General features: G+C 43.1%; 4 protein-coding genes. 1 reads left to right on the forward strand and 3 read right to left on the reverse strand.

Annotation, left to right across the window (positions count from 1 at the left end; translation table 11 throughout):
• On the forward strand, positions 1-385 hold a 385-nt coding region (locus tag ACRCJ0_RS11400), incomplete at its 5' end, for an alpha-hydroxy-acid oxidizing protein (RefSeq protein ID WP_431390493.1).
• 620 nt (positions 386-1,005) lie between these two features.
• On the opposite strand, the gene ACRCJ0_RS11405 is transcribed toward ACRCJ0_RS11400, so the two are convergent.
• From ACRCJ0_RS11405 to ACRCJ0_RS11415, 3 genes are all read right to left on the reverse strand, one after another.
• On the reverse strand, positions 1,006-1,317 hold the full coding sequence (locus ACRCJ0_RS11405) for an AzlD domain-containing protein (protein ID WP_149315377.1): 312 nt from the start codon (positions 1,315-1,317) through the stop codon (positions 1,006-1,008).
• Between the two features lie 10 nt (positions 1,318-1,327).
• Positions 1,328-2,038 (reverse strand): AzlC family ABC transporter permease, encoded by a 711-nt coding sequence (locus ACRCJ0_RS11410; protein WP_371430243.1) that lies wholly within the window; start codon positions 2,036-2,038, stop codon positions 1,328-1,330.
• A gap of 70 nt (positions 2,039-2,108) precedes the next feature.
• On the reverse strand, positions 2,109-3,033 hold a 925-nt coding region (locus ACRCJ0_RS11415), incomplete at its 5' end, for an ATP-binding cassette domain-containing protein (RefSeq protein WP_431390494.1).

The following is a 3,033-nucleotide window of genomic DNA, read 5'->3' on the forward strand; positions in this document are numbered from 1 at the left end:
CCAAGAGTTCGCCTACATGGCTGACTGGGGTCAATCAACCGTTATTTCATTATTAGAATCACAGCCTTTGATGAGCCAGACGGCCATCGTTGCTTCTGGGGGGATTAAAGACCCAATGCAAATGATGAAGGCACTTGCCCTAGGCGCATCTGCCGTTGGTATGTCAGGTCAGTTCCTGCATTCGGTCCTTGGAGAAGGCGTAGACGCTACGATTGAAATGGTCAAGTCTTACGACGAACAATTACGCTTGTTGATGATGGTATTAGACTGCCAAGACCTGAGCGAACTGCGTAACACAGACTTAATGATCACCGGAAAACCAGCTGAATGGTCAAGACTCCGCCGAATCAATATCGAGTATTTCGCATCAAGAAGCCAGAATTAAGAGGAAGGTGCGACACAAACCGTTCAGAAATGAACGTTGGAAGATTAGCGCAGTAGATGATGCAATCAGCTATAAGCTAATCTGAAACGCAGTCATTTCTGGTTTGGGGAGCCCGATTATAAGGATGTAAAAAATGTCGTTTAGACTCGTAACAGTGGAAGAAATAAGTGTAGTGATGGCACATCACACAACTTATTTCTGAAGTGGCACGAGCCTGACATTTTGAACTCGACTAGGAAGGTGCGACAAAAACCGTTCAGAAATGAACGTTGGAAGATTAGCGCAGTAGATGATGCAATCAGCTATAAGCTAATCTGAAACGCAGTCATTTCTGGTTTGTGGAGCCCGATTATCAAGGTGCAACACAATTATCACCTTAATTTAAATAATCACCAAAAAGTGCCCATTCAACATGAAGAAGGCACTTTTTTGCATGCTTTTTATTAGGGCTGCCACATACTTATATCAGCCGAGCCGAAACAAAAGAGCTATTTCCACGCCCTACAATTTTAGACAAAGGTTTGTTGATTTTAACCAAATGACGACAGTAAAAAAGACCATGGCCCTCGAGTCACGGTCTGGGGAGCTAGCTTGGAATAGCTATGCCCTTTTTCAAAAAATTATAAGATAATGTATAAAATGGCGATGGTGCCGACGCCGGCGATGATGGTTTTGATGATGTCTTTAAACCGGTAGGCGACGAACAAGGACACGAGTGCTGGTATCAGTTTGATGTTCTCCAGTAGGTTGAGGTTGAAGTGGCTTTCCCAGAAAAATATGTCGGTAAAAATCATTGCGGTAAAAATGATAACGGGTAGGTAAGCCATTGTTTTGTATACCATTGGAGAAATTTTGCTGTTACGCATAACGAGTGCAGGTACGACGCGCATGGCGGTGCACAGTAAGCCGAGTGTTACTACGAATAATGTCATGATACCCCTCCTATGTTACACGGTTATTTTCTTGACGTTTTAAGAAATAGAATACGACCGATAAGGCGATGGCTGTGGCCATAATAATCACGTAGGATGATTGGAAAATAGTCATCAAGATGACGGCAATCACACCGGTGAATAGCATGGTGTTGAGCATCATACGGTTGTTTAGGTTCGGGACAAGAATGCCGATAAACATAGCGACCATGACAAAGTTTGAAATGACATCAGGAATTTGAATGAAGGTACCAAACAAGGCACCCGATGCAGTAAATAGGATCCAGGAAGTCCATGTTGCAGTAGCGACGAATAAGGCGTCGTTAATGGCCCATGGTTTCTGTGGACTGTTATCTTGCAGTTTTAAGACATTGATGGCGTAAGATTCGTCTGCTGTCATGTAGCCTAACCAAGCGACCTTAAAATTGGGCGCTTGTTTTAAGTATGGGCCAAAAGACACACTATACAAGGCTTGGCGGGAACTTAATAATAGTACTGAGATAAATACTTCCATTACACCAGCATTTTGTGCAATCAGGGCTGCTGCCACAAATTGCGCGGAGCCCCCAAACACTAGACTGGACATCAGCACAACCTGCCACCAGGTTAAGCCGGCATCAGCGAGTAGTAACCCACAAGCTAAACCAACTGGTAAATAGCCTACAATAACGGGGATTGATAACTTGAAACGTTCGGACTTGGCATCCACAATTTCTGCCATTAAACACCCTCCCTTATGCTTATTATTTTTATTTCGTAATCCGCTAGCACCTGCCTAGCGATTTACCTAACTAACGGTTAACTTCTCTATGATAATCCATGAATTTTTTGATGAAATTGTAAGGATCGATTAAGCCGATTTGACGGGCAAAGATATATAAATTTGATTCCCGTAAAAAGGCTCTCTGGATTAAACGATAATCCGTGGCGATTCGAATAGGTTGGGTATCCGCGATTAATTCGCCCTCAGATAATACCCAAGCATGACGAGTAAATTCTAATACTAGGTCCGTGTTATGGGTGTTGATGATGATCGCAATTTCTTGTTCTTGGTTAATTTGATATAGGTACTGCATGAATTCATTATAATGATGGTAGTCTTGGCCCTCAGAAGGCTCGTCAATAATTAATAGTGACGGCTTGTTGATTAAGACAGACGACAACATGATTCGTTTTTGTTGGCCAAAGGATAACTGGCCAATTCGTAGTTCAGCAGCATAAATCAGACCCGTTCGTTTTAAGGAATCTCGAATGACTTCTTCTGCTTCTTCCGCGGAGTAATTACAATTAGCGGCAATCCCATTCAGATAGTCTTTCACAGTGAAATCCAGGATGGATTGGTCGATATTTTGTTGGATGTAGACTGTTTCTTGCTTCATTTGACATAAGTTATCGTCAGTGACTTCTTCACCTAACCAAGTCATCGTGCCCGAATCTGGGCGGATGTTTCCGTCCATCATCTGACCCAGCGTGGACTTACCCGACCCATTTTTTCCGACAATAGCAATCATGTCACCTTTGAAAACTTGGGTAGAAATATTGCGCAAGGTGGCCCGGTCCCGCCATGGATAAGTGTAGGAAACATTATCAAGGGTCAAAATGGGTTGGTCACTACGTTTTTGGACGAAATTTGGTACGGTCATCAGCCAGGACTCAATGGTTCGTTTTAGGTCAGGACCATGTAAATAATTGACGTTTGATATGTTGCGGACCTTG

This window comes from Aerococcus sp. L_32, assembly GCF_050689315.1.